Source organism: Aureimonas sp. CAS (assembly GCF_059838215.1).
Map to the genome: position 1 here is coordinate 515,857 of NZ_CM187563.1, position 23,722 is coordinate 539,578.

The following is a 23,722-nucleotide window of genomic DNA, read 5'->3' on the forward strand; positions in this document are numbered from 1 at the left end:
CTCCTCTCGCTCGACGGCGACACGATCGTGCGTCCGGGCCTTCGAGAGGCCTATGCGCGTGCCTTAGCGGCAGGCTTCGATCTCGTCTGCGGCGCGATCGGCTTCCACCCGGAGGAGATGGAGCGTCTGCCCGCCGCCGATCCCGAGCAGCAGAGGGTCGTGCGCGACTATCGGCGCCTGTCGCGTCACCTCGCGGCGCTGATCGATCCCGATCCGGACAATCCCTGGCCCCATCACGGCAATGTCGGCGGCGCCAATTTCGCGATCCGGTCCGAGGCCTATCGGCGGGTCGGCGGCCTGCCGACGCCGCCCTTCGCCGAGGATCGCGCGCTCCGCCGCCTCTGCCAGACGCATGGGCTGCGCATCCGATATTCCGACGAGGCGCTGGTCTGGACCTCCTGCCGGCTCGACGGCCGCGCGCGCGGCGGGCTGGCCGACGAACTTCTGCGCGAGCGCACCGAAGAGGACCCGCTGGTCGACGAACTGCTGGAGCCGCCGCAGACGCTTCTCCTGCGTCTGGAAACGCGGCGCGCCTTCCTGTCGGCCGGCGAGCCTCGGGACCGACTTCGCCTTCTCCTCGACCTCGGACTCGATCCGAAGGCGGCGGGGGAGCTTGCCGAGGCCGGCGGACCCGGCGCCTGGGGCACGGCCGAAGATTTCAGCCCACGTCTGGAGCGGCGGCGCCTTCATTTGTCGGACTTGCGGCGCCATCTGCCGGAGCTTCGGCGTCGCCACCGCGCCATTGCAGGAGATCCAACCGGTACTCAGGTTCCTCCCACGTCGCCAGGCTCCTGACGTCCTGCCCCAGCCGCGCGATGAAAAAGTCCGCCGCATCCGTTCCTGACAGAGGCGTGCCGGTGGGCCCGCGATAGGAGACCAGAAGGATGCTCGCTCCGTCCTCCACGCGGGCTTTCAGACCCTCCGCCAAAGCGTCCAGTTCGGGCTCGCGCAGGAAGTAGAGGATTTCGGAGAACACGACGAGGTCGAAGGGGCCGTCCGGCAGATCGTGCGGCAGGCTCCCCACCGCAAAGCGCGCCGCCGGCCCGAAGCCGCGGTTCGCCGCACGCTCGACGATGGAGGGCTCCCGGTCGATGCCCACCGCCTCGTCCGCCAGTCCGCTCAAGACCAGCGCGCCGGTCAGATGACCTTCGCCGCAGCCCGCTTCGAGCGCACGGGCGTGGCGGCGGGAGCCGAGAATGGCGAGGGCGGCCTCGCGCTTCCCGCGCTCGTAGGCGGAGGATCGGACGTGCCAGGGGTCGCCGTCGTCTGCGTAGAGCCGCGCGAAATGCTCCGGGCCCGGAACCTCGCCGGGCATGGCGGCCCATGAGAAGGGCTCGGCTGGCTCCTCCATTTCGGCCAGGAACCAGTCCGGCAGCGCGAAGCCTTCGGGGTCGTCGGTCACCACGCGGCCGAGCTGGCTCGCGTGCTCCTGCAGCGCCGCCCGCTTGGCCCGAATGTCGGTCGGCAGGCGGAAGGGCGTCAGCCCCTCGCGCCGGAACGGCGTCTCGTCCGTCAGGCGCCGCGACCAGACCTCGTAGTTCAGGAGCCGCAAAGCGGGCAGCCGATCGCGGACCGCGTGGGCGATTGCCGCCGCCGCATGATGGTCGGGATGCGGATCGTCCGGGTGAGGCGCGGCGAGCGCGCTCGCCCCGAGCCGTCGGCACAGGGCCGCGACGCTCTCCACCGCGTCGATCAGCCGGGGCGAGCGCGCGCTCGCGCCGTCGGGCAGGCTCAGCCTCAGCCACTCCGCGCCCTCGCCGTAGAGGCAGGCGACCGCCGCCTCCTGCTCCGTGCGCCGGATCTCGGCGAGTTTCAGCGGCGGGGTGAGGGCGGAGCCGCGATGCGACCCTTCGCCGTCGGTGAGCGCGACGACGGCGACCGCGCGTCGCGCCTCGGCGCAGGCGAGCAGCAGGGACGAGCAGCCGATCGTCTCGTCGTCGGGATGGGGTGCGAGGACGACGAGCGCGCCCTCGCCGATCAGCCGGATCGGATCGGCGACGGGCGCGGACTTCATCCGCTCGCGCCATTCGGCGATCGTGCTCACGGCAGGAGATCCCTGGCGAGCACCCGGCCGTGCTCGGCGAGGACAGCGTCGGGATTGGCCTGCCGGATATAGACCGAAAGGTCGCGCGTCAGAGCTTCCACCGGGTGTGCGGCCGCGAAGGACCCGAGGCCGAGGGCGCGCTCGGCAAGATCGATGATCTCCATGGACGCCGCCTCTACGCCAAGCCGTGCGAAGGCGGAAAGGGCGACCGCGCGCCTGATGTCCTCGGCAGGGCTCTCGGGCAGCGTCTCGATGCGGGACGCAGCGTCCTCGACCCAGAGCCGGGCGGTTCGCCCTTTCAGGATGGCGGTCCCGATCCGGGCCGTCTGAAGCGGATGGGCGTCGCGTCCGCTGGCGTGAAGGCCGCGCACCACATGGGTGACGATGGCCTCGAGGGCACCGAGCTGGGCCGCCGCGCAGCGCCAGATGCCGCCGACGAAGTAGGGCTCGCGCGCATAGTCGCCCGGCGCCCCGAGCCGGTCCTCCGGCGCTACAGTCAGCCCCCCGAAATCGTAGGTTCCCGAAAGCGTGCGCCGCATGCCCCGGTGGTTCCAGGACGACACGTCGGCGCGCTCGGGCTCGTCGACGGACAGGAGCAGGAGCTGCTGCGCGCCGTCCTCGTCCGGGACCGGGACGACGGCGAGGTCGAGGACGCCGACGCCGGAGGCATAGCGCTTGGTGCCGGTCAGGACCGCGCGCCCGGCCTCGGCCCGCACGAGGCGTGCCGGCTCGGCCCCATCGGCGCCCCAAACGCCCAGGAAGGCGCCGTCACGCACCTTGTCCAGCGTTTCTTTCTGCTGTGCCGCCGTCCCGTAGAGGGCGACGAGCTGCAGGGCGTTGAGATGGCCTTCGAGCAGCCGCGCGGTCGAAAGGTCCGCGCCGCCGATCGCGGACAGCCAGCCCAGCGCCTCGCGCCAGGGCGCCGAATAGGCGAAGCCTCCGTCCGGCGTCGCGGTGACGAATCGAAGCGTGAGCGCGTGGCGCCGCAGGATGTCGAGGAAGGGGCGGGGATCGTCCTCGGCGGCCGTGGCGGCGGCCTCGTCGATCTCTGCGACGAGCGGATGCTGGGTGAAACGGGTCTCGAAGCCGGGGTCGGTGGACAAACGCTCGTCAGCCTTTCATGGGTCGGCGCAGGGCGCCCCCCGCGATCCGAAAGGGTCTCAGTCGCCGGTTGCCTTAGCATGGCGGTCCGCCGAACACCGAACCGTGATTTCGCCTGCGACGGAAGGTCCACGGGCGCGATCGGACGCGAACGCGGCGACCGTTCAAAGTTCAGCCCATCTTCGCGGGTTATAGGCGAGGGGAACGGGGAGCCCGCCTTGAAGACCAAGTCCCTTGCCTGTGCGCTGGCGCTGCCGGCGGCCCTCTGGGCCGGCGAGGCTCTGGCGCATCCGCACGTCTTCGCCGAATCGCGGATGGAGATCGTCGGCACGCCGGACGGCAGACTCGCCTCCGTGCGCAATGTCTGGCGCATGGACGAGCTCTTCTCCTCTTCCGTCCTCTTCGACTTCGACAAGAACGCCGACGGCCAGCTCGACGCGGACGAGCTCGCGGCGGTCGGCGCGGTGGTGAAGGAATCCATCGCCGAATGGGGCTTCTACACCTTCGTCGAGGTGGACGGACGCGACGTTCCGATGAACCCGCCGGACGCGATCCGCACGCTGATGCAGGACGGCCAGCTGGTCATGTTCTTCGAGATGATGCCCAAGGAGCCGCTCGACCTGAAGGCGACCCCGGCGACCTTCTCGGTCTTCGACGACAGCTTCTTCGTCGCCTTCTCCTTCGAGGGGGAAAGCGCCTTCGAGCTTCTGGACATGCCGGCGGCCTGCACGAAGGCGGTCCACGAGCCCGATCCGGATGCGGCCGCCCAGGAATGGATGGATTCGATCTCGATGCTGAACCCCGACCAGAGCGTGCCGGACGACGGCGTCGAATGGGCGCAGATCTTCTCCACCACGCTGAAGGTCGGCTGCGGATGAGGCTCGCGCGAACCTTCGTCGTCCTCGCGCTCCTGTGCGCCGCGACACCGGTGCTGGCGCAGTCGCCCTTCGGCATCGGCAATGCTGAGGTCGCGGTCACGCCCGGCTCGGGCGCGTTCTTCACCTGGATCGCGGCGCAGCAGCAGGCCTTCTTCTCGATCCTTCGCGAAGCCCTCGTCGGCATCCGCAACGGCTCGGCGGGAATGTGGTGGCTCGTCGGCCTGTCCTTCACCTACGGCGTCTTCCACGCGGCGGGTCCCGGCCACGGTAAGGCGGTCATCTCGACCTACATGCTGGCGAACGAGGTCCAGCTCCGGCGCGGCGTCCTTCTGTCCTTCGTCTCCGCCCTGTTCCAGGCGTTGACGGCGCTCCTCCTCGTCGGCACCGGCTGGTGGCTCCTGCGCGGCTCGTCGATCACCATGACGCAGGCCGGGCGCTGGCTGGAGCTCGGCTCCTACGCCCTCGTCGCGGCCTTCGGCGCCTGGCTTCTCGTCGCCAAGGCGGTCTCCGTCGCACGGCGCCGGCCGCTGCCTGCCTTCGCGCCGGCCCGTGCCTCCGGCGCGACGGGCGGCCTTGCCTTCGCCGACGCGGCCGGGGGACAGGCCCGCTCCGCGCCCATCATGCGCGCGGCGTCGGGCGGCTTTTCCGCCGACATCTGCCAGGACGATGCGGACGACTGCGATTGCGGCCGCGCCCACATCGCCGATCCCAGCCGGCTCGGCGGCGAGCGGCTCGGTCTCCGGTCTGCCGCCTCCGCCGTTCTGGCGGTCGGCCTTCGCCCGTGCTCGGGCGCCATCGTCGTCCTCACCTTCTCGCTGGTGAACGGGCTCTATCTTGCGGGGGTCCTGTCCGTCCTCGCCATGGCGCTCGGCACCGCGATCACGGTCTCCGCGCTCGCCTGCCTCGCGGTCTTCTCCAAGGACGCGGCCATGCGGCTCGGCGGACGGCGCGCCACGATCGTTCGCGACGCCATCGAGATCGCCGGAGCGCTTTTGCTGCTCGTCCTCGGCATCGCGCTGCTTCTCGGCAGCACCCAGCTGCCGCTGTAGGCGCGGCGGCCTTCTTGCTCAGTCCGCCGCCGTAGCGCGGCAGGCATCCCCGAAGGCGCGGAAGATGGCGGCGGAGGCCGGATCGCTTTCCGCGAAATACTCGGGGTGCCACTGGACGCCGAGGCAGAAGCTCGCGGACGCGGCGTGGGACACCGCTTCGATCGTGCCGTCCGGCGCCCGCGCCTCCACGCGCAGAGGCTCGGCGAGCCGGTCGATGGCCTGGCGGTGCAGCGAGTTCACCTGCAGCTCGCGCGCGCCGACGATCCCCTGCAGCCGTCCGTCCGGCTCCACGAGCACGCGCTGGCGGATGGCGAAGCGCTCGTCCATCTCCGGATGCTCGGGCGCACGATGATCGTCGCGCCCCTCGATCTCCTGGATTTCGGTGGCGAGCGAACCGCCGAGGGCCACGTTCAGCTCCTGATGCCCGCGGCAGATGGCGAGGAGCGGCAGGCCGAGGTCGATCGCGGCCCGGATCATCGCCTCCGAAAGGGCGTCGCGCGCCTCGTCGAAGGGTTCGTGCGCCTCGCTCGCCGCCGTGCCGTAGCGCGAAGGATGGACATTGGTGCGCGAGCCCGTGGTGAGCACGCCGTCGAACCCCGACAGGACGTTTCGGACGTCGATGCCCTGAAGCGCCGGGATGATCACCGGCACGACGCCCGCGACGTTCAGCGCGGCCTTCAGATAGGTGTCGGGGCTCGCATGCCAGCGATAGTTCTCGAAGTCGCGAATGTCGGCGGGAACGGCGACGAGGAGGGGCTTGGCCATCAGCATGTCCGGTTTGTGCTTCGAATGCCGATGCGTCCCATAACCCGGCCGCGGGCGATCGGGGAGGGGCTTTGCAAGGGGAGCGCGTTCTGAGCGATAGGGACGGCATGAGCGAAGAGCCAGCCAAGCGCGAGCGGCGCAAGCCCGGACCGGTGACGCGCGACTATCTGTTCCGTGCCGCCGTCCACTATCTGGAGCGCTATGCCTCATCCAGCGGCAACCTCGCGCGCGTTCTGGAGCGCAAGATCCTGCGGCGAGCGCGAGAGCGCGGCGAGGACCCGGCAGCCTTCCTGCCCTTGGTCGCGGAGACGGTGGCGAAGGTCCTGGAGCTCAAGCTGATCGACGACGCGGCCTTCGCCGAGGCCAAGGTCGCGAGCCTTCGCCGCCGAGGCGCCTCGAAGGCGCAGCTGAACGCCAAGCTCGCCGCCAAGGGCGTCGACCGCGAGACGGCCGCCGCCGCCATGGCCGCCGACGAGACGGACGAGGCGGAGGCCGCGCGCGCCTATGCGAGGCGCCGCAGGCTCGGCCCGCACCGCACGCGGGACCGGACGGAGAAGCGCGACCGGGACGTTGCGGCCATGATGCGGCAGGGTTTCAGCTTCGCACTCGCCGCCGCCACGATCGACGGGGAGGCGCAGGATCCCTTGGCCGGCTAAGCTTCGGCCCGGGCTGCGGCGCGCCATCGCAGGAACCGGCTCCGGCTGCGGCCGTTTCCCGCCCGACCCCGAAACGGACGAATCTCAGCGAAGGCCTTCGATGTGCCGCGCTCGGCGATTCGTCCCGAACGACAAGGAGGCATTCCATGCCGAGCATCAGCCAGGCCAAGATCGCCATTCTCGCCACCGACGGCTACGAGCAGTCCGAGCTCGTCCAGCCGCTCGAGAAGCTTCGCGAGGCCGGCGCGACCGTTCACGTCCTGTCCATCAAGGAAGGCGAGATCAAGGGCTGGGACGAAACCGACTGGGGCGACTCGGTCAAGGTCGACCGCCTCGTCAAGGACGCGAACGTGTCCGAGTACGACGCGCTCGTCCTGCCGGGCGGCCAGATCAACCCGGACGTGCTGCGCGCCGACGAAACGGCCGTGAAGTTCGTCCACGACTTCTACAACACCAAGAAGACGCTGGCCGCGATCTGCCACGGCCCGTGGCTTCTGGTCGAGGCGGGCGTCGTGAAGGGCCGCGACGTCACCTCCTACAAGTCGATCAAGACCGACATCGTGAATGCCGGCGGCCGATGGCACGACGAGGAGGTGGTCACCGACCAGGCGCTCATCACCTCGCGCAACCCGAACGACCTGCCCGCCTTCATCTCGAAGATCATCGAGGAGGTCGAGGAAGGCCGCCACGAGAAGCGCGAAGCGGCCTGATCCGCTTGCTCTCCGAGTGAAACGAGAAGGGGCGCCGTCGGCGCCCCTTCCTGCATGTGCGGTTCGCGATTCCGTTTCGCTCAGCGCGAGGTCGGCGTCTTGCCGTAGCTGGCCGCGTTCTCCGCGGCGGCCTCGCGCGCCGCCCGCTGGCTCTCCAGGTCGAGATTGCCGTCGCCCGGGCCGGCCTGCCCCTTGTCGAGCACCTCCTCCATGTCGGCGCCCTCCTGCGGGCGCGGCGCCGATCCCACGCGCCCGACGTGAGGCTCCTTGCCCTCGTCGCCCAGCACGCTGAGATTGGCGTCGAGCGCTGCGTCGTCGCGTCGGTTCTTGGTCTCGTCGGCCATGTCGGCCTCCTGTCCTCGTTCGTCTGACCGAGCAACAGGCGGAGACGGACAGGAGTTCCGGTTTCGGTCCGTGGGCCGCTGCCTCGCTTTCGCCGGAATGCGTTGCTCGCGCGCGGCGCTTTCGTATATGGACGAGGGACGAGTTCGGCCGACGGAGGGTGCATTGGCGAAAGAGTACCGGAACGAACCCATCACCTACGCCAAGATGGACTATGCCGAGCACGAGAAGACCTATGCGCGCTTCCTCGGCCTCGTGAAGTACGGCTCGATCTTCGTCGCCGCGGTCCTGCTCGGCATGCTGGCCTATTTCATCGCCGGCTGGGGCATTCTGGGAAGCCTCTTCGCCTTCGTCGCGAGCGGGTTGATCCTGTCCTTCTTCCTGGGAAGCTCGGCTTCGTCGCCGCTGATCGGCTAGACGCGCCACTGTCCAGGGGTCCGGCGGCGAGGGGGGTGTTCGGATGAAGATTTTCGTACCGCGCGAGCGGGAGGGGGGCGAGACGCGCGTCGCGGCGTCGCCCGATACGGTCAAGAAGCTCGTCGGCCTCGGAGCCACGGTGACTGTGGAGAGCGGAGCCGGCGACGCCTCGCGCATTCCGGACGCGGGCTTCGAGGCGGCGGGCGCCTCGATCGGGTCCGCCGAGGATGCCGCCCAGGCCGAAGTGGTCCTGAAGGTGCGCCGTCCGAGCGTCGGGGAGGCGACGTCCTACCCGCGCGGCGCCGTGGTGGTCGCGATCATGGACCCTTACGGCAACGAGGGTGACGTCGAGGCCATGGCGGAGGCCGGCCTGACCGCCTTCGCCATGGAGTTCATGCCGCGCATCACCCGCGCGCAGGTGATGGACGTCCTGTCGTCCCAGGCCAATCTCGCCGGCTATCAGGCGGTGCTCGACGCGGCGGCCGAGTTCGACCGCGCCTTCCCGATGATGATGACCGCGGCCGGCACCGTTCCGGCGGCGCGCGTCTTCGTGATGGGCGCGGGCGTGGCGGGCCTCCAGGCGATCGCCACCGCGCGGCGCCTGGGCGCCGTCGTCACCGCCACGGACGTGCGCCCGGCGGCCAAGGAGCAGGTGGAATCGCTCGGCGCGAAGTTCATCGCGGTCGAGGACGACGAGTTCAAGGCGGCCGAGACCGCCGGCGGCTACGCCAAGCAGATGTCGGCCGAATACCAGAAAAAACAGGCCGAGCTCACCGCCTCGCACATCGCCAAGCAGGACGTCGTGATCACCACGGCCCTGATCCCGGGACGCCCCGCGCCGCGCCTCGTCACCAGGGCGATGGTGGAATCGATGAAGCCGGGCTCGGTCATCGTCGATCTGGCCGTGGAGCGCGGCGGCAATGTCGAGGGCGCGGTGCCGGGCGAGGTCGCTCAGGTCGGGCCGGCGAAGATCGTCGGGCATCTGAACGTGCCGGGCCGCATCGCCGCCACGGCATCGCTGCTCTACGCCAAGAATCTTTCGGCCTTCCTCGAGACCATGATCGACAAGGAGACGAAGTCGCTCAAGCTCGACCTCTCCGAGGAGCTGCAGAAGGCTACGGCGCTGACCCACGGCGGACGCGTCGTCCATCCGGCCTTCGCCAAGGCCGATCCCGCCCCGGTGGCTCCTGCGAGCGCCAAGCCGGACCAGAGCGACGATGCGGCGGCCGGCGCCGCGGACGGTGGAGGAGAGGCCTGATGGAATCCGAGTCCCTCGATTCGGCGCGCGCGGCGCTCGACGCCGCCGCCGCCGCGATCTCGCAGGCCCGCACCGACATCGAATCGGTCGCGGTGGAACAGGCGATCCTCGCGTCCGACACGCTGGGCGTCGGCGCGGTCGATCCCTTCGTCTTCCACTTCGCGATCTTCGTGCTGGCGATCTTCGTCGGCTACTACGTGGTCTGGTCGGTGACGCCCGCGCTGCACACGCCGCTGATGAGCGTCACCAACGCCATCTCCTCGGTCATCATCGTCGGCGCGCTGCTCACCGTGGGCATCTCCGCGTCCGGGCTCGCCACGACCTTCGGTTTCATCGGGCTGGTGCTGGCGAGCGTCAACATCTTCGGCGGCTTCCTCGTCACCCAGCGCATGCTGGCGATGTACAAGAAGAAGGACCGCTAAGATGTCGGAGAGCTTCGCGGCCTTCCTCTACCTCGTCTCGGGCGTCCTGTTCATCCTGGCGCTGCGGGGCCTGTCGCATCCTACGACCTCGCGGCAGGGCAACATCTTCGGCATGGCGGGCATGGGCCTCGCCGTGCTCACCACGCTGCTGCTCGCCTCGCCCTCCTTCGGCGGGCTTTTGATCATCGTGCTCGGCGTGGCGCTCGGCGGCGGCATCGGCGCCTATGTGGCGCGCTCGATCCCCATGACGGCCATGCCGCAGCTCGTGGCGGCCTTCCACTCGCTGGTCGGCCTCGCCGCCGTCATGGTGGCCGCCGCGGCGCTCTATGCGCCCGAGGCCATCGGCATCGGCACGGTCGGCCACATTCACACCCAGGCCCTGGTCGAGATGGCCATCGGCGCCGGCATCGGCGCGATCACCTTCACCGGTTCGGTCATCGCCTTCCTGAAGCTCGACGGGCGAATGAGCGGCAAGCCGATCATGCTGCCCTCGCGCCACCTGATCAATCTCGGGCTCGGCGCCTTCATCCTCGTTCTCGTCATCGTCTTCTCGGCGACGGGCAGCTCGCTCGCCTTCTGGCTGATCGTGCTCGCGTCGCTGGCGCTGGGCGTCCTCCTGATCGTGCCGATCGGCGGGGCGGACATGCCCGTCGTCGTCTCGATGCTGAACTCCTATTCGGGCTGGGCGGCGGCCGGCATCGGCTTCACGCTGCAGAACCTGGCGCTCATCATCACCGGCGCGCTCGTCGGCTCCTCGGGCGCCATCCTGTCCTACATCATGTGCAAGGGCATGAACCGGAGCTTCGTCTCGGTCATCCTCGGCGGGTTCGGCGGCGACGACGCCAATGCGGCGGGCGGGCAGGACCTCGGCGACCGCACTGTGAAGCAGGGCTCGGCGGACGACGCGGCCTATCTCATGAAGAACGCCTCGCGCGTCATCATCGTGCCGGGCTACGGCATGGCGGTGGCGCAGGCCCAGCACGCGCTGCGCGAGATGGCGGACCTCCTGAAGAAGGAGGGCGTCGAGGTGAAGTACGCGATCCATCCGGTGGCGGGCCGCATGCCGGGGCACATGAACGTGCTGCTGGCCGAAGCCAACGTTCCCTATGACGAGGTCTTCGAGCTCGAGGACATCAACTCCGAGTTCTCGCAGACCGACGTCGCCTTCGTCATCGGCGCCAACGACGTCACCAACCCGGCGGCGCGCGACGACAAGGCCTCGCCGATCTACGGGATGCCGATCCTCAACGTCGATCAGGCGCAGACCTGCCTCTTCATCAAGCGCTCGCTCGGCTCCGGCTATGCCGGCATCGACAATACGTTGTTCTACAAGGACAACACGATGATGCTCTTCGCCGACGCCAAGAAGATGGTCGAGGACATCAACAAGGCGATGGCGCACTGATCGGGCAGGCCTCGGACTGACGAAAAAGGGGCGCCCGCGAGCGCCCCTTTTTCATGTCCGGTGGTGGCGCGGGATGTCAGCGCACGATGACGTTCGGCACGCCCGCCGCTTCCGGCGTCGGATAGGCCGCGGAGACGGCGGCGAGGCGGAAGGACGTGATGCCGGCCGCGGCATTCAGACCCTCCTGAGCCTGCACGCTGACCGGCTGGAGCACGACCGAGCGCTGGAAGCCGCCGACCATCACGTTGACGCCGGCGCCGATGCCGACCGAGGCGTTCGCCGTCGCGCCCGTATAGCGGCCGGTCAGGACGCCCGGACCCGCCGCGTCCGAGGCGGCGGAAAGAACGAGCCAGCGCAGCGTCTTCGGCCCGGTCACGCCGATGTCGACGCCGACCGTGTCGAAGGTGCCGACATAGACCTCGTCGGCCGCGGCGCGGTTGGCCGGCGCGAAGTGGCAGGCGAAGTTTTCCGAGGAGCCGAGAACGAAGCCGATCGATCCTTCGCTCTGGCAGGTGAGGAGGCCGAGCTCCACGCCCGCTTGCGCGTTCGCCGCCGGTGCGGCGAGCGGGGAAGCGGCGAGGAAGCCTGCGGCGAGAAGCGAGGCGAGGCGGGTCTTCATGGTGAATTCTCCTGCAATTTCCGTCTGATCACAGAACAAGACAGGAGGCTTCCGGTTGCAGGATGGTTCCGCCGGACACGCAAAAAATGTTGCAAGGCAACAGGAAGGGGCCGGTGCGGCCCCCGCGCGCGACGCTCATCGACGATCCCGGACCGGCCGGAGCCGGCCCGAAACGCGGCCGTCGTCGCGCGATCCTGATCAGCTCGGGGTCTGGCTGACGCCGATCCGCCTCAGCCCCTCGCGGGCGGGCGCGTAATTGGGGTCGAGCCGTGCCGCCCGCGAATAGGCCGCGCGAACGCGCTGCGCCTCGCCGCCCGCGGCCTCCAGGATGATGCCCTGATTGACCCAGAACTCGGCGCGGTTCTGGTCGAGCTGCAGCGCGCGGTTGATGTCCTGGCGCGCGTCCTGGACGTTGTTCAGCGCGAGATAGGAGATCGCCCGTCCCGAGTAGGGCTCCGGCGCGTTGGCGTTGATCGCGATCGCCGCCGAGAAGTCCTCGATCGCCTGCCGGTGCTGGCCGTCGATCTGATAGAGCAGGCCGCGATTGTGATAGGCGCGCGGGTCGGTCGTGTTGAGATCGATGGCGCGCTGGAAGTCCGACAGCGCCTCGCGGTTGCGGCCCGCCGTCCGGTAGATGTTGCCCCGTCCGATATAGGCGGTGGCGTAGTTCGGATTGATCTGGATCGCGCGGTTGTAGTCCTCGACCGCGCGGACATTGTCGTTCATGGCGCGGAACACCAGCGCCCGGTTGGCGTAGGCCTGGTGGAAGTTCGGGTCGAGCTCGATCGCGCGGGTGAAATCGGCGATGGCCTGCTGGTTGTTGCCACCGCGCGCATAGGCGCTGCCGCGCACGTTGTAGGGCTCGGGGTTCTGCGGATCGGCGTTCACCGCCGCCGTCAGGGATGCGATGTTCTGCTCGGATCCCTGCGCCTGATCGAGGCTGATCACCTGGGATAGGCCCGGGCCCGTCGCACCGCCCGTCGACTGGCAGGCCGACAGAAGGAGAGCGGCGAGGAGAGGGCCGGAGACGAAGGCTGCGCGCCGCAACGCGGGGCGCGGGTTCGGGCTCTCGTGGGGGGCGATGAACGTCACGCTTCGTTGTCCTCCGGCTGGGTTCCCGCGGGTCGGCCGACGCACCCTCGGGCGTGTCAGGATAGGGGCCGCGACGCTCGCGCGCTATCCCACCACGGCGTCGGAATGAAGACGCCGGGCCGCCGGCTTCAAGCAAATGTGCTTGCAGGGCTCGATTGCAATCGTTTGCCGGTACTTGCGCGCCGCTGGAAAGACGTTCGGCCTGTTCCACTTCTCCGTCTCGAGCCTGTACGGCCGGCTGTTTTGGAGTTCAACGAAATGAGTCACGTGGTCCAGCATGAGGTCGGCGCAGCCGGCCTTCGTCGTATTTCATGGGGTGCCATCATCGCCGGCGCGATCCTGGCCCTCGTCCTTCAGGTGATGTTCGGGCTGCTGGGGCTCGGGATCGGCCTCGCCACCGTCGATCCGCAGGGCGGCGGCACGCCGTCCGCGACGGCGTTGTCCTCGGGCGCCGGCATCTATGCCGGCGTGACGATCCTTCTGTCGATCTTCGCCGGTGCCTATGTCGCCGCCCGCATGGCCGGCACCTTCTCGCGCCGTGATTCGGCGATCCACGGGCTCGTCACCTGGGCCGTGGCCACGCTCGTCGCCGTCTGGCTCGTCGCCTCGGGCGCCTCGGCCATCGTAACGGGCGCCTTCGGCGCGGTCGGCTCCGTCGCCCAGTCGATCGGCGGTGCCGCCGGTGCCGTCGTCCCCGACTCGCTCGACAATCTGCCGCCGGAGCTGCAGGACCAGGCCGAAGGCCTCCTGGCGCAGGGCGAGCAGCAGGCGCAGCAGACCGCGCAGCAGGTCCAGGGCGCCGCGCAGGACGCCGCACAGGACGCGCGTCAGGCGACCGGCCAGCAGGACACGGGCGCGGCGCTCCGCGAGATCTTCGCGGGCGTCCAGACAGACGCCACGCCCGAGCAGCGTCAGGCGGCGGTTCAGGTCATCGCCTCGCAGGCCGGCATCTCCCAGCAGGAGGCCGACCAGCGCCTGACGCAGTTCCAGGCGCAGTACGAGCAGACGGTCGAAGAGGTGCAGGCGGCTGCGGCGACGGCGGCGGACGCGGTCTCGACCACCGCCTTCGCGGCCTTCTTCGTGCTGCTCCTCGGCGCGATCGTCGCGGCCCTGGGCGGCGTCGTCGGCCGCCCGGAGCGTGTCCACAGCCTGTACGCCTAAGACGGCGATCGGGGGCGGCGCACACCGCCGCCCTCCGTTTCGGCATCGAGCCGCCGATGATCCTTCAGTGGGTCGTCGGCGGCTTTTTTCGTCTCTGCACGGCCGTCGGATCGGGTCGCGGTCCCGCCGACGAACTTTCAACCGATTTGAGGTCGGAGCAGGGGCTTGGAAGGCCTTTACGCGACGGGCCGGCTTGCCCAGAACGCGAGTCCCACCTTTCGAGACGCCGGCCTCCCGCCGGCCGGTCGCCATTCATCCGCGAGGCCCCATGCAGAGAACCGAAACCGTCCGCAAGATCCTCTCCTGGTACGAGGGCGAGACCCCCGGCCTGAAGGCGAACCTCTCGCGGCTTCTTATGCACGGGAAGCTGGCGGGAACCGGCCGGCTGGTCATCCTGCCCGTCGATCAGGGCTTCGAGCACGGGCCGGCTCGGTCCTTCGCGCCGAACCCGGCCGCCTACGATCCGCATTATCTCTACGAGCTCGCGATCGAATCGGGCGTCTCCGGCTATGCCGCGCCGCTCGGTCTCCTGGAGCAGGGCGCCGACACCTTCGCCGGCGAGGTCCCGCTGATCCTCAAGCTGAATTCGGGCAACTCGCTGGCCGCCGGTGCGGGCGACCAGGCGCTGACCGGCACGGTCGAGGACGCGCTGCGCCTCGGCTGCGTCGGCGTCGGCTTCACCATCTATCCGGGCTCCGACAACGCCTATGCCATGATGGAGGAGCTGCGCGAGATCACGCTGCAGGCGAAGTCGCGCGGCCTGATGACCGTCGTCTGGTCCTATCCGCGCGGCGGGAAGGTGACCAAGGAGGGCGAGACCGGTCTCGACATCATCGCCTATGCGGCGCACATGGCCGCGCTCCTCGGCGCCACCATCATCAAGGTGAAGCTGCCGGCCGACCATGTCGACCTCGCCGACGCCAAGTCGACCTACGAGAAGAACGACATTCCGCGTTCGACCCAGGCCGAGCGGGTCAAGCACATCATGCAGGCCTCCTTCGCCGGCAAGCGCATCGTCGTTTTCTCCGGCGGCGCGGCGAAGAACACCTCGGAGCTCCTCGACGAGGTCCGTGCGATCCGCGAAGGCGGCGGCAACGGTTCGATCATCGGCCGCAATTCCTTCCAGCGCTCGCGCGAAGACGCGCTGAAGCTCCTGTCGGAGGTCATGGACCTCTATCGCTGAACGCCGGCCCGTCCCCTCGCGATCGAACGGTTCGCGAGGGGGGCGTCGCATGCGAATCGCGCGGCCGAAGTCGGGTCCCCCGGCTTCGGCCGTTCGCGTTCGGGGAGGGGGCGCGAGGCAGCGCCTGGACGATTGGTCCGGAGCGGCCTCAGCGGTCCGGGCTGGGCTGCGGGTCGCCTGCAGGAGCAATATCGGCTCGGCCCCTGGCCCCGCTCGGCGCCGCGCGGCGCGATTCCGTGCGGCGTGACTCGCCGTCGCCCGCGCGGGGCAGTTCGATCTCGAAGCGCGCGCCCGGCGCCGTCCAGTCGCTGTGCCGGATGTGCCCGCCATGCGCCTCGACGATCTCGGCGGCGATCACGAGGCCGAGCCCCGTGCCGCCGGACCGCGTGGAGCCGCGAAAGGCCTGGAACAGGCTTTCCTTCGCCTGGGCGGAGAGGCCGGGCCCCGTGTCCTCCACATAGACGAGCGTGGCGCCTTCGTCGGCCGAGGCGCCGACGGTGATGCGCCTCACCAGCCCCTGTGTGGCGTCGAGTTCGAGCGCTTCCCGGGAGTTGCGCACGAGATTGGCGAGCGCCCGGTGGAACTGCTCGGGATCGACCTCCATGACGAGGTCCTCGGGGACGGCGTTGACGAATTCGAGGTCCGACCCGGATTCGGCCCGCGCATTGTCGAGGATCTCGTCCACCAGGGCGAAGAGCCGCAGCTTGCGGCGCACGGGCCGCGCTTCGGCGGCGCGCCCGTAGGCGAGGACCGAGCGCGTGTAGCCGATGGCGCGGTCGAGGCTGCGGATGAGCGTGGGCAGGAATCGCTGCACGTCCGGGTCGGGAATGTCGGAGAGGCGATCGGAGACGAGCTGCGCGGACGCCAGCGTGTTGCGCAGATCGTGATTGATCTTCGAGACGGCGAGGCCGAGGTCGGCCAGATGGCGACGCTCGCGCAGCGTGCGCGCCAGCGTCGTCTGCATCCGCTGCAGCTCGCGTCCGGCAAGTCCGAGCTCGTCCTCGCGCGGGCTCGGGACGATGATGCGCTCGGGATCCTCCGGCTTTTCGCCGAAGCGGATCATGGAAGCCGTCATCTGGCGGATGGGGCCGACGAGCAGCCGGTCGAGCGCGATGTTGAGGAACAGGCCCGCGAAGATCGCCACGATGAGGGCGATCAGGATGAACTCCCGGGCGAAGTCGCGCAGATCGTCGCGCAGCGCCCCGACCTCCATCACGACCTCGGCGCGCATCGAGCCGTCCCCGATCGGCCCCATGACGCGGATGACCTCGCGCCCGTCCCCCAGCATGGACTTCATGGCAGAGAAGACGGTGCCGAGGGCGGTCTCCTCGTCGAGCACGATCTCGCGCCCGATCGTGCTGACCTCCGGCAGGCGCGCCAGGAGGCGCGGCGCGCCGCCGGCCTGGACCGCGATGAGCTGCGCGTCGAGCGAGCGAAGGAGCTCGGCCTCGCGCTCGGGCGAGAGCATCGGGCCTTCGATCCCGTTCCCCTGGCCGGAGGCGAAGCTCGCCACCGCGACCGCCTCGATCTTGTGGCCCAGCCATTCGTTCCGGAAGTTGCCGATCGAGGGCACGAAGATGACGAACTGCGCCAGGAGGATCGAGATCATGGTGATCCAGACCAGACGCGTCGACAGACGGCGCGGCATGTCGGCCGGTACGGCGAGTGGACGAGTCGGAGCGCTCGCCTCCTCTCTCCCGCGACCTTCTCTCAACCCTGCGACTCCGTATGTTCCAGGCGGTTCGACGGCATTAACGTCCGATCCGGCTTTTGCGATGCACGAACGCGTGAAATGACGGCCGATCGAGGCTTTTCGGCACGCTTATGCGACGCATTGACTTCGAGCGCCTCAATTTCCTATAAGCTCCCCACCGGAGCGGAACCCTTCGTCTCGGAACGCCGATGGCGTGCCCGAGTTTGGTGACGCTCGCGAACATCATCGACCCCGAATCCGAGGGAGCCGTGGCACGGTCCGCGGATATGGCAATATGAAGCGCACCTACCAACCCTCCAAGCTCGTCCGCAAGCGTCGCCACGGTTTCCGTGCGCGCATGGAAACGCCGGGCGGCCGCAACGTCCTGGCGGCGCGTCGCGCCAAGGGCCGCAAGCGCCTGTCGGCCTAAGACGGCAGCGTCTCCCGGCCGAGGCATGGCGCACGCCCGTCTGCAGGTGCGTGCGGACTTCCTCGCCGCGCGCAAGGGCCGTCGTCTGGGCGGCCCATTCTTTTTCATCGAAGCGCTGGACCGGCGGGACGACGCTCCGCCGCGCTACGGCCTGACCGTCACGCGCAAGGTCGGAAACGCCGTCGTCCGCAACCGGATCCGGCGGCGCCTGCGCGAGGCCATCCGCACGTCCGCCGGGGCTGACATGGCCTCGGGCTTCGACTATGTGATCGTCGCCCGGCCGGACATCATCGGCGCGCCCTTCGAGGCGATCGGGCGCGAACTCTCCCGGCGGTTCCGCAAAACCGCCTCTCCCGGCGCGGCAGGCGCACCCGCGCGACCGTCCCCGGCAAGCGAGCTGTGATGGAAAACAACCGCAACTTCATCATCGCGATGGTGCTTTCCGTCGTTGTGCTCGTCGGCTGGCAGTTCTTCGTCATCAATCCGCGCGTGGACCAGCAGCAGGCGCAGGTGACCGCGCCCGAGGGCTCGCTGCAGACGCCGACCGTGCCGGCCGGCGCGCCGCAGGACACGGCCTTCCTGCCTGCGGGCGCGGAAAGCGTTCCGCTGCCGGGCGACGCACCGGACCCGGCGACGCAGGACGCGGCCGCCGTCGAGGCGCCGCGCCTTCCGATCGACACGCCGCAGCTCACCGGTTCGATCAACCTGCAGGGCGCCCGTCTCGACGATCTGTCCCTCAAGGGCTATCGCGAGACGGTCGACGACGATTCGCCCATGATCGTCCTCCTGTCGCCCGAGGCGAGCGCGGACGGGTACTTCGCCGAGTTCGGCTATTCGGGCCAGAACGTGGGCGACCTTCCCGGTCCGGCGACGCGCTGGGAGGCCGCCGAAGGCCAGACGCTGACGCCGCAGACGCCCGTCCAGCTCACCTACACCAATCCGCAGGGCATCACCTTCGAGCGCGAGATCGCGGTCGACGCGAACTACATGTTCACCGTCAACGACAGCGTTCTGAACGAAGGGTCCGCCGCCGTGACGCTGTCGCCCTACGGCCGCGTCATCCGCTTCTCCAAGCCGGAAGTCGCCTCGGCCTTCGTCGTCTTCGAGGGCCTGATCGGCGTTCTGGGCGAAGACGGCCTCACCGAGCTCAGCTACTCCTCCATCGAGGACGACGGGCGCGTCTCGCCGCCTTCGGCCGACCGAGGCTGGCTCGGCATCACCGACAAGTACTGGGCCACCGCGCTGGTCCCCGACGCGACCTCCGGCAATTTCCAGCCGAACTTCCGCTATTCGGGCGATGGCCGCGCCTTCTACCAGTCCGACTACCTCTCCCAGCCGGTCACCATCGAGCCGGGTGCGCAGGCCGAGGTGACCAGCCGCGTCTTCGCCGGCGCCAAGGTCGTCGGCCTCATCCAGTCCTACGAGGACGATCTGGGGATCTACCGGTTCTCGCAGCTGATCGACTGGGGCTGGTTCCACTTCCTGACCCGGCCGATGTTCTACGTCATCGACTGGTTCTTCATGCTGACCGGCAATTTCGGCATCTCGATCCTGCTCGTGACGGTCCTCGTCAAGCTGATCTTCTTCCCGCTCGCCAACAAGAGCTACAAGTCGATGGCGAACATGAAGCGCGTCCAGCCGCGCCTCATGGAGCTGCGCGAGAAATACGGCGACGACCGTATGAAGCAGCAGCAGGAGATGATGAAGATCTACAAGGAGGAGAAGATCAACCCGGCCGCCGGCTGCTGGCCCGTGCTGGTGCAGATTCCGGTCTTCTTCGCGCTCTACAAGGTCCTGTACGTGACGATCGAGATGCGTCACGCGCCGTTCTTCGGCTGGATCCAGGACCTCGCGGCGCCGGACCCGACATCGATCTTCAACCTCTTCGGCCTGATTCCGATCGATCTGCCGATGTTCCTGATGATCGGCGTCTGGCCGATCCTGATGGGCATCACGATGTTCATCCAGATGAAGCTGAACCCGCTGCCGCCGGACCCGACGCAGCAGATGATCTTCACCTGGATGCCGGTGATCTTCACCTTCATGCTGGCCACCTTCCCGGCCGGTCTGGTGATCTACTGGACGTGGAACAACTTCCTCTCGATCATCCAGCAATCGGTGATCATGAAGCGGAACGGGGCCAAGATCGAGCTCTGGGACAATCTGAGGGCCACGTTCCAACGCAAGAAGAAGGCCTAGAGCCGCTAAGGCGTGAACCGATCGGAAGGGCGGGCGAAAGCCCGCCCTTCGACGTTTGAGACGCAGGAGAAAGGACGACACATGCTGGGCCCCAACCCGAACGCCCTTCATCCCGTCCCGGAACAGCCGCGCATCGTCTTCCTGAAGCCGCTGGTGACGCGGCCGAACATCTCGGTCGGCGAATACACCTATTACGACGACCCGGTGGACGCGCTGGGCTTCGAGGCGAACAACGTCACCCACCATTACGAGTTTCTCGGCGACCGCCTCGTCATCGGCCGATTCTGCGCGATCGCGTCGGGCGCGACCTTCGTGATGAACGGCGCCAATCATGCGATGGGCGGCGCCTCGACCTACCCGTTCAACATCTTCGGCCAGGGCTGGGAGGCAGGCTTCGACCTCTCGATGGTCACCGACGGGCTGAAGGGCGACACGGTCGTCGGGAACGACGTCTGGATCGGGGAGGGGGCGACGATCCTTCCGGGCGTCACCATCGGATCGGGCGCGATCGTCGCGGCCCGTGCGGTCGTCTCGCGGGACGTCCCGCCCTATGCTCTCGTGGCCGGCAACCCCGCGCGGGTGCGGCGGGTCCGCTTTTCGGACGGCGACGTGGAACGGCTGCTCGCCTTGTCCTGGTGGGACTGGCCGATCGCGAAGATCACCGCGAACCTGCCCGCCATACGGTCGGACGATATCGAAGCATTGGAGCGCGCATGAGCGAGACGACGACGGACCAGCCGCAGGAGGCGACGCGCCTGTTCTTCGCGCGGCCCTGGGTGTTCATCCGCGGCGTGCCGTCGATGAAGTTCCTGCCGCCGGAGGGGCCGCCGGAGATCGCCTTCGCGGGGCGCTCCAATGTCGGCAAATCCTCGCTGATCAACGCCCTGGTGTCGCAGAAGGGGCTGGCGCGCACCTCCAACACGCCGGGACGCACGCAAGAGCTCAACTATTTCGTGCCGGACGGCTATTCGGGGCAGGGCGACGATCTGCCCCCCATCGCCATGGTCGACATGCCGGGCTACGGCTACGCCAAGGCGCCGAAGGACCAAGTGGACGCCTGGACCAAGCTCGTCTTCGACTATCTGCGCGGGCGCGCGACGCTCAAGCGCGTCTTCGTGCTGATCGATTCACGGCACGGGATCAAGACGAACGACAAGGAGGTGCTGGCGCTCCTCGACAAGGCGGCGGTGTCCTACCAGATCGTCCTGACCAAGGCCGACAAGATCTCCGCGCTGGCTGTGCCGAAGCTCATGGCGGCGACGCAGGAGGCCATCCGCAAGCGCCCGGCCGCCTATCCGGAGATCATCGCGACCTCGTCGGAGAAGGGGGCGGGCCTGACCGACCTTCAGGCCGCCATCGCCTCCCTGATGGAGCGTTAGAGTAGCGTGCGTCCGCTCGGACGCGCAAAGGTCGCTCGACCTTCTCTTGAATCTGAGCATCGGGCTTTCCGAAAAGCGATCCCGGTTCCTGGGCCGATGCCGCGAAGCCTTCAGGCTTTCGCCGGACCCTCGTCCCGGAAGGCGATCAGCCGTTCCTCGATGCGGCGGAAGACATCGCGATAGGCGTCGATGATCTGTTGCCGGGAGCCGGAGACCACGGACGGGTCCGGCATCGGCCAGAACTCGATCGCCACCGCGTCGGCGCTCGCGCGGTCGAGGGCGACGTGATGGGCCTCGGGCGACATGGTGACGATCAGGTCGAAATAGCCGTCGCCCAGTTCCTCGAGCGAGCGCGGCACGAAGTCGCCGAGCTTCAGGCCGTTCTCGGCGAGGATGACGTCCACGAAGGGGTCGCGCTCGCCGCATTTGACGCCCGCCGAGGCGACGTAGACGTTCGGCATCAGGGAGTGCGCGATCGCCTCCGCCATGGGCGAGCGGATGGCGTTCATGCCGCAGACGAACAGGATGGAGCCGGGTCGGCGGCAGGCCGATTCGTCCGGCGCGCTCAAGGGCGCCATCCGTAGGCCAGCGGAGCGGTGAGGCGGGAAACGCGACGCACGCCCGTCCTCACTCGCGCCAGTGCAGCACGCAGATCAGCGTGAACAGGCGCCGCGCGGTCTCCCCGTCGAGCTCGACCTTGCCGGCCAGCCGGTCCTTCAGGATCTGGGAGCCCTCGTTGTGGACGCCACGACGCCCCATGTCGATCGCCTCGATCTGCGACGGCGTCGCCGTGCGAATGGCCGCATAATAGCTGTCGCAGATCAGGAAGTAATCCCGGATGATGCGCCGGAAAGGCGTGAGCGACAGAATGTGCGTGGCGATCGGCGCGCCGTCCTCGGAGCGTATGTCCAGAACCAGACGCTTGTCGGCAAGGCTGAGATTGAGCCGGTAGCGGCCGCCCTCGGCGCCGACCGGCTCGAAGCGGTTGCCCTCGATCAGGTCCACGATGGCGACCGCGCGTTCGTGCTCGGCGTCGGCCGAGGCGCGGCCGATCGAGGCGTCGAGATCGACGGAGACCAGACGTCCGTGTTCGCTCATGACGGCGCTCCGAGGTTCAGGCGGACGGCGACGGAGCGCGCGTGGGCCTCCAGATCCTCGGACCGGGCGAGGGTCACGGCCGAGGGGCCGAGCGCCCGCAGCGCTTCGGGGGTCAGCTTCAGGATCGAGGTGCGCTTGACGAAATCGAGCACGGAGAGACCGGAGGAGAAACGGGCCGAGCGCGCCGTAGGCAGGACGTGGTTGGAGCCGCCGACATAGTCGCCGACGACTTCGGGCGTGTGACGGCCGAGGAAGGCCGCGCCCGCATCGCGGATGGAGGCGAAGATCGCGTCCGGGTCTTCCGTCGCGATCTGCAGATGCTCGGCGGCGATGCGGTCGGCCAGCGGAGGGGCGTCGCGGGCAAGGTCCTCGACGAGGATCACCGCGCCGTAGTCGTTCCAGCTGGCGCGGGCCGTCGCCTCGCGCGGCAGCGTCCGCAACTGGCGCTCCACCGCCGCCTCGACCCGCGCCCCGAAGGCCGCGTCGTCGGTGATCAGGATCGACTGCGCCGCCTCGTCGTGCTCGGCCTGCGCCAAAAGGTCGGCCGCGATCCAGTCGGGATCGTTCTGCCCGTCCGCGATCACCAGAACCTCGGACGGTCCGGCGATCATGTCGATGCCGACCGCGCCGAAGACCTGCCGCTTGGCGCTCGCCACATAGGCGTTCCCGGGGCCGACGATCTTGGCCACGGGCAAAATGGTCTGCGTGCCGTAGGCGAGGGCTGCGATCGCCTGCGCGCCGCCCACGCGCCAGATTTCGTCGACGCCCGCGATGCGGGCGGCGGCGAGGACCAGCGGGTTCAACTCGCCCTTTCGCGCGGGCACCACCATGGCGACGCGCGAGACGCCGGCGACCTTGGCCGGCACCGCGTTCATCAGGACCGAGGAGGGATAGCTCGCCGCGCCGCCGGGCACGTAGAGCCCGACCGAGCGAACCGCCGTCCAGCGCGAGCCGAGCTCGGTGCCCGTCGCGTCGGTGTAGCGGTCGTCCTTCGGACGCTGGCGTTCGTGATGGGACAGGATGCGCGAATGGGCGAAGTGCAGCGCATCGCGGATGTCGGCGGGCGCGTTCGCATAGGCCGCCTCGATCTCGGCGGCCGGCACGCGGAGCGTGTCCGGCGTCAGCTCCAGCGCGTCGAAGCGCGCCGTGTACTCGATCAGCGCCTCGTCGCCGCGCTTGCGCACGTCCGCCACGATGGCCCGAACGGCCGCTTCCACATCCTCGGAGGCCTCGCGCTTGGAGCCGAGAAGCGTCGTGAAGTCGCGCTCGAAGGCGGCGTCGGAGAGGTTCAGTCTGACCGGCAAGGCGCTTCCCGTCACAGATCCCGCGCGCCTGCCGTCAGCGGAGGAGCGCCGGGTCGTCCCGGTCGTGATCCGGCCGGTTCGTCGTGCTCCAGGCGGCGCCGAGATCGGTGAGCTGCGCTTCGATGCATTCGACGTCGAGCCTTACCCCGGCCCCCCCGGCGAAGACAAGCTCGACCGTCCCCGACGGCTCTTCCGCCGGCTCGAAGCGGATGGCGAGCAGCGAGACGACCTGCTCTAGATCACCGATCGAGACGCCGGACTGGCGCACCCGCGTCACGCGGTCGAAATGAAGCACCGAGCGGCGCCGCTCGTAGTCCCGCCTGCGGGAGAAGGCGAAGCGGCGCGGGCGCTCGGCGCTCTCCCAGACGAAGCGGTTCATGACGAGGACGAACCGCCCGTCGCGAGGCGAGAAGCTCATCTCCGCGCTCAGCGCGACGGCGTCCTGACAGTGCGCCGAGACGATCCCGAGATCCTCGGCGTCGAGGGCGAGGAGCTTGAGGTCCGCCATGCGTCGTCT

At 69.0% G+C, this 23,722-nt stretch carries 26 protein-coding genes; 15 read left to right on the plus strand and 11 right to left on the minus strand.

Annotated features, from left to right (window positions below):
- Positions 1–658 precede the first annotated feature (658 nt).
- Together AC6R2M_RS02365 and AC6R2M_RS02370 are read right to left on the minus strand one after the other, a co-directional pair.
- Positions 659–2,044, minus strand: coding sequence for a PIG-L family deacetylase (locus AC6R2M_RS02365; protein ID WP_500485131.1), 1,386 nt, complete (start codon positions 2,042–2,044; stop codon positions 659–661).
- Positions 2,041–3,147: an acyl-CoA dehydrogenase family protein gene (locus AC6R2M_RS02370; protein WP_500485133.1), complete on the minus strand. Its 1,107-nt coding sequence runs from the start codon at positions 3,145–3,147 to the stop codon at positions 2,041–2,043. Before AC6R2M_RS02370 ends, AC6R2M_RS02365 begins: the two co-directional genes overlap by 4 nt.
- 216 nt (positions 3,148–3,363) lie before the next feature.
- Here AC6R2M_RS02370 and AC6R2M_RS02375 point away from each other — a divergent pair, with 216 nt between their 5' ends.
- Positions 3,364–4,023, plus strand: coding sequence for a DUF1007 family protein (locus AC6R2M_RS02375; RefSeq protein WP_500485135.1), 660 nt, complete (start codon positions 3,364–3,366; stop codon positions 4,021–4,023).
- Positions 4,020–5,072 carry a nickel/cobalt transporter gene (locus tag AC6R2M_RS02380; RefSeq protein ID WP_500485137.1) on the plus strand — a complete coding sequence of 351 codons (1,053 nt, stop codon included), beginning with the start codon at positions 4,020–4,022 and terminating at the stop codon, positions 5,070–5,072. Before AC6R2M_RS02375 ends, AC6R2M_RS02380 begins: the two co-directional genes overlap by 4 nt.
- Before the next feature lie 18 nt (positions 5,073–5,090).
- Here the strand turns inward: AC6R2M_RS02380 and AC6R2M_RS02385 are convergent, their stop codons facing one another.
- The gene (locus tag AC6R2M_RS02385) at positions 5,091–5,837 is read right to left on the minus strand and encodes a gamma-glutamyl-gamma-aminobutyrate hydrolase family protein (protein WP_500485139.1); all 747 of its coding nucleotides are present in this window, start codon (positions 5,835–5,837) and stop codon (positions 5,091–5,093) included.
- Between the two features lie 107 nt (positions 5,838–5,944).
- On the opposite strand from AC6R2M_RS02385, the gene AC6R2M_RS02390 reads away from it, so the two are divergent.
- Together AC6R2M_RS02390 and AC6R2M_RS02395 are read left to right on the plus strand one after the other, a co-directional pair.
- The gene (locus AC6R2M_RS02390) at positions 5,945–6,493 is read left to right on the plus strand and encodes a regulatory protein RecX (protein WP_500485141.1); all 549 of its coding nucleotides are present in this window, start codon (positions 5,945–5,947) and stop codon (positions 6,491–6,493) included.
- Between the two features lie 146 nt (positions 6,494–6,639).
- Positions 6,640–7,203 (plus strand): type 1 glutamine amidotransferase domain-containing protein, encoded by a 564-nt coding sequence (locus AC6R2M_RS02395; protein WP_500485143.1) that lies wholly within the window; start codon positions 6,640–6,642, stop codon positions 7,201–7,203.
- Between the two features lie 80 nt (positions 7,204–7,283).
- Here the strand turns inward: AC6R2M_RS02395 and AC6R2M_RS02400 are convergent, their stop codons facing one another.
- Entirely contained in the window at positions 7,284–7,547 is a 264-nt protein-coding gene (locus AC6R2M_RS02400) for a hypothetical protein (protein ID WP_500485145.1), read from the minus strand.
- Between the two features lie 163 nt (positions 7,548–7,710).
- On the opposite strand from AC6R2M_RS02400, the gene AC6R2M_RS02405 reads away from it, so the two are divergent.
- The 4 genes from AC6R2M_RS02405 to AC6R2M_RS02420 are packed head-to-tail and all read left to right on the plus strand — an operon-like array spanning position 7,711 to position 11,047.
- Positions 7,711–7,962, plus strand: a complete 252-nt coding sequence (locus tag AC6R2M_RS02405; protein ID WP_500485147.1) for an aa3-type cytochrome c oxidase subunit IV — start codon at positions 7,711–7,713, stop codon at positions 7,960–7,962.
- Between the two features lie 43 nt (positions 7,963–8,005).
- Complete coding sequence (locus tag AC6R2M_RS02410) at positions 8,006–9,220, plus strand: Re/Si-specific NAD(P)(+) transhydrogenase subunit alpha (protein ID WP_500485149.1); 1,215 nt, start codon at positions 8,006–8,008, stop codon at positions 9,218–9,220.
- Entirely contained in the window at positions 9,220–9,642 is a 423-nt protein-coding gene (locus tag AC6R2M_RS02415; protein WP_500485151.1) for a proton-translocating transhydrogenase family protein, read from the plus strand. Before AC6R2M_RS02410 ends, AC6R2M_RS02415 begins: the two co-directional genes overlap by 1 nt.
- Position 9,643: 1 nt before the next feature.
- Positions 9,644–11,047 carry an NAD(P)(+) transhydrogenase (Re/Si-specific) subunit beta gene (locus AC6R2M_RS02420; protein WP_500485153.1) on the plus strand — a complete coding sequence of 468 codons (1,404 nt, stop codon included), beginning with the start codon at positions 9,644–9,646 and terminating at the stop codon, positions 11,045–11,047.
- 76 nt (positions 11,048–11,123) lie between these two features.
- Here AC6R2M_RS02420 and AC6R2M_RS02425 read toward each other — a convergent pair whose 3' ends face one another.
- Together AC6R2M_RS02425 and AC6R2M_RS02430 are read right to left on the minus strand one after the other, a co-directional pair.
- Positions 11,124–11,666, minus strand: coding sequence for a DUF992 domain-containing protein (locus AC6R2M_RS02425; protein WP_500485155.1), 543 nt, complete (start codon positions 11,664–11,666; stop codon positions 11,124–11,126).
- A 198-nt stretch (positions 11,667–11,864) separates the two neighbouring features.
- Entirely contained in the window at positions 11,865–12,749 is an 885-nt protein-coding gene (locus tag AC6R2M_RS02430; RefSeq protein ID WP_500487456.1) for a tetratricopeptide repeat protein, read from the minus strand.
- Positions 12,750–13,025: 276 nt separating this feature from the next.
- On the opposite strand from AC6R2M_RS02430, the gene AC6R2M_RS02435 reads away from it, so the two are divergent.
- Both AC6R2M_RS02435 and AC6R2M_RS02440 read left to right on the plus strand, forming a co-directional pair.
- Positions 13,026–13,919, plus strand: coding sequence for a hypothetical protein (locus AC6R2M_RS02435; RefSeq protein WP_500485157.1), 894 nt, complete (start codon positions 13,026–13,028; stop codon positions 13,917–13,919).
- Positions 13,920–14,187: 268 nt separating this feature from the next.
- Positions 14,188–15,102 carry a class I fructose-bisphosphate aldolase gene (locus tag AC6R2M_RS02440; RefSeq protein WP_500485159.1) on the plus strand — a complete coding sequence of 305 codons (915 nt, stop codon included), beginning with the start codon at positions 14,188–14,190 and terminating at the stop codon, positions 15,100–15,102.
- A 148-nt stretch (positions 15,103–15,250) separates the two neighbouring features.
- On the opposite strand, the gene AC6R2M_RS02445 is transcribed toward AC6R2M_RS02440, so the two are convergent.
- On the minus strand, positions 15,251–16,750 hold the full coding sequence (locus AC6R2M_RS02445; protein WP_500485161.1) for a sensor histidine kinase: 1,500 nt from the start codon (positions 16,748–16,750) through the stop codon (positions 15,251–15,253).
- Positions 16,751–17,090: 340 nt separating this feature from the next.
- Here AC6R2M_RS02445 and rpmH point away from each other — a divergent pair, with 340 nt between their 5' ends.
- From rpmH to yihA, 5 genes are all read left to right on the plus strand, one after another.
- On the plus strand, positions 17,091–17,225 hold the full coding sequence (rpmH, locus tag AC6R2M_RS02450) for a 50S ribosomal protein L34 (protein WP_500485163.1): 135 nt from the start codon (positions 17,091–17,093) through the stop codon (positions 17,223–17,225).
- A gap of 25 nt (positions 17,226–17,250) precedes the next feature.
- Positions 17,251–17,628, plus strand: coding sequence for a ribonuclease P protein component (rnpA, locus tag AC6R2M_RS02455; RefSeq protein ID WP_500485165.1), 378 nt, complete (start codon positions 17,251–17,253; stop codon positions 17,626–17,628).
- Positions 17,628–19,424, plus strand: a complete 1,797-nt coding sequence (gene yidC / locus AC6R2M_RS02460) for a membrane protein insertase YidC (RefSeq protein ID WP_500485167.1) — start codon at positions 17,628–17,630, stop codon at positions 19,422–19,424. Before rnpA ends, yidC begins: the two co-directional genes overlap by 1 nt.
- A gap of 81 nt (positions 19,425–19,505) precedes the next feature.
- Positions 19,506–20,141 carry a CatB-related O-acetyltransferase gene (locus AC6R2M_RS02465; RefSeq protein ID WP_500485169.1) on the plus strand — a complete coding sequence of 212 codons (636 nt, stop codon included), beginning with the start codon at positions 19,506–19,508 and terminating at the stop codon, positions 20,139–20,141.
- On the plus strand, positions 20,138–20,803 hold the full coding sequence (yihA, locus tag AC6R2M_RS02470) for a ribosome biogenesis GTP-binding protein YihA/YsxC (protein ID WP_500485171.1): 666 nt from the start codon (positions 20,138–20,140) through the stop codon (positions 20,801–20,803). Before AC6R2M_RS02465 ends, yihA begins: the two co-directional genes overlap by 4 nt.
- A 110-nt stretch (positions 20,804–20,913) precedes the next feature.
- Here the strand turns inward: yihA and AC6R2M_RS02475 are convergent, their stop codons facing one another.
- From AC6R2M_RS02475 to AC6R2M_RS02490, 4 genes are read right to left on the minus strand one after another with little or no spacing between them, the layout of a single operon-like run.
- A complete protein-coding gene (locus AC6R2M_RS02475) occupies positions 20,914–21,372 on the minus strand; it encodes an arsenate-mycothiol transferase ArsC (protein WP_500485173.1) in 459 nt (152 codons plus the stop codon).
- Positions 21,373–21,430: 58 nt separating this feature from the next.
- Positions 21,431–21,901: a UPF0262 family protein gene (locus tag AC6R2M_RS02480; protein ID WP_500485175.1), complete on the minus strand. Its 471-nt coding sequence runs from the start codon at positions 21,899–21,901 to the stop codon at positions 21,431–21,433.
- On the minus strand, positions 21,898–23,205 hold the full coding sequence (gene hisD / locus AC6R2M_RS02485; protein WP_500485177.1) for a histidinol dehydrogenase: 1,308 nt from the start codon (positions 23,203–23,205) through the stop codon (positions 21,898–21,900). Before hisD ends, AC6R2M_RS02480 begins: the two co-directional genes overlap by 4 nt.
- 34 nt (positions 23,206–23,239) lie before the next feature.
- Positions 23,240–23,713: a DUF2948 family protein gene (locus AC6R2M_RS02490; RefSeq protein WP_500485179.1), complete on the minus strand. Its 474-nt coding sequence runs from the start codon at positions 23,711–23,713 to the stop codon at positions 23,240–23,242.
- Positions 23,714–23,722 lie beyond the last annotated feature (9 nt).

Coding starts and splice junctions, on each gene's coding strand:
- AC6R2M_RS02440 (WP_500485159.1), top strand. CDS start 14,188: ATGCAGAGAACCGAAACCGTCCGCAAGATCCTCTCCTGGTACGAGGGC.
- AC6R2M_RS02420 (WP_500485153.1), top strand. CDS start 9,644: ATGTCGGAGAGCTTCGCGGCCTTCCTCTACCTCGTCTCGGGCGTCCTG.
- AC6R2M_RS02445 (WP_500485161.1), bottom strand. CDS start 16,750: ATGCCGCGCCGTCTGTCGACGCGTCTGGTCTGGATCACCATGATCTCG.
- AC6R2M_RS02395 (WP_500485143.1), top strand. CDS start 6,640: ATGCCGAGCATCAGCCAGGCCAAGATCGCCATTCTCGCCACCGACGGC.
- AC6R2M_RS02390 (WP_500485141.1), top strand. CDS start 5,945: ATGAGCGAAGAGCCAGCCAAGCGCGAGCGGCGCAAGCCCGGACCGGTG.
- yihA (WP_500485171.1), top strand. CDS start 20,138: ATGAGCGAGACGACGACGGACCAGCCGCAGGAGGCGACGCGCCTGTTC.
- AC6R2M_RS02425 (WP_500485155.1), bottom strand. CDS start 11,666: ATGAAGACCCGCCTCGCCTCGCTTCTCGCCGCAGGCTTCCTCGCCGCT.
- AC6R2M_RS02400 (WP_500485145.1), bottom strand. CDS start 7,547: ATGGCCGACGAGACCAAGAACCGACGCGACGACGCAGCGCTCGACGCC.
- AC6R2M_RS02385 (WP_500485139.1), bottom strand. CDS start 5,837: ATGGCCAAGCCCCTCCTCGTCGCCGTTCCCGCCGACATTCGCGACTTC.
- AC6R2M_RS02410 (WP_500485149.1), top strand. CDS start 8,006: ATGAAGATTTTCGTACCGCGCGAGCGGGAGGGGGGCGAGACGCGCGTC.
- AC6R2M_RS02490 (WP_500485179.1), bottom strand. CDS start 23,713: ATGGCGGACCTCAAGCTCCTCGCCCTCGACGCCGAGGATCTCGGGATC.
- rnpA (WP_500485165.1), top strand. CDS start 17,251: ATGGCGCACGCCCGTCTGCAGGTGCGTGCGGACTTCCTCGCCGCGCGC.
- AC6R2M_RS02380 (WP_500485137.1), top strand. CDS start 4,020: ATGAGGCTCGCGCGAACCTTCGTCGTCCTCGCGCTCCTGTGCGCCGCG.
- AC6R2M_RS02465 (WP_500485169.1), top strand. CDS start 19,506: ATGCTGGGCCCCAACCCGAACGCCCTTCATCCCGTCCCGGAACAGCCG.
- rpmH (WP_500485163.1), top strand. CDS start 17,091: ATGAAGCGCACCTACCAACCCTCCAAGCTCGTCCGCAAGCGTCGCCAC.
- AC6R2M_RS02480 (WP_500485175.1), bottom strand. CDS start 21,901: ATGAGCGAACACGGACGTCTGGTCTCCGTCGATCTCGACGCCTCGATC.
- AC6R2M_RS02415 (WP_500485151.1), top strand. CDS start 9,220: ATGGAATCCGAGTCCCTCGATTCGGCGCGCGCGGCGCTCGACGCCGCC.
- yidC (WP_500485167.1), top strand. CDS start 17,628: ATGGAAAACAACCGCAACTTCATCATCGCGATGGTGCTTTCCGTCGTT.